The sequence below is a fragment of the Pseudomonas sp. 51_B genome (genome assembly GCF_017491595.1).
Classification (GTDB): Bacteria; Pseudomonadota; Gammaproteobacteria; order Pseudomonadales; family Pseudomonadaceae; genus Aquipseudomonas; species Aquipseudomonas promysalinigenes.
Map to the genome: position 1 here is coordinate 1 of NZ_JAFGYW010000177.1, position 524 is coordinate 524.

Consider the following 524-nt stretch of genomic DNA (forward strand, 5'->3'; position numbering starts at 1 on the left):
CTACATCGGTGCCGACATAGGTCAGGCCAATACCCGCTCAAAAAACTTCAAAGGTCTGGAGAACCCGCCGCCGATCACCTACGGCGAACCGGGCAAACGCTTTACGCTGCACACCGCAGACCTTGGCTCGCTGGACATCGGCTCCCCCGTTTATTACCGCAAGATTCCGGTTGGCCAGGTTGTGTCCTACGCGCTGGACCCGGACGGCAAAGGCGTCAACATCGAAGTCTTCGTGCATTCGCCGAACGACGCCTACGTCACCGAAAACACCCGCTTCTGGAACGCCAGTGGCATCGACATCAATGTCGGCGCCAACGGCTTTGCGGTGAAAACCGAATCGCTGTCGACCCTGCTGGTGGGCGGCATCGCTTTCCGCGCCCCGGACTACAGCCCCGACGATAAGCCGGCCAGCGACGACAAGAGTTTCGAGCTGTTTGCCAACCAGACCGCCGCCCTCGCCCCGCCCGACGGCAAGGCGCAATATCTGGCGCTGCGGTTTGATCAGGCGTTGCGCGGCCTCAAGG

The 524-nt window shown here is 61.6% G+C and carries 1 protein-coding gene; it reads left to right on the plus strand.

Annotation, left to right across the window (positions count from 1 at the left end):
• On the plus strand, nucleotides 1-524 hold a 524-nt coding region (locus tag J5M56_RS24250; protein ID WP_207937976.1), incomplete at both ends, for an MlaD family protein.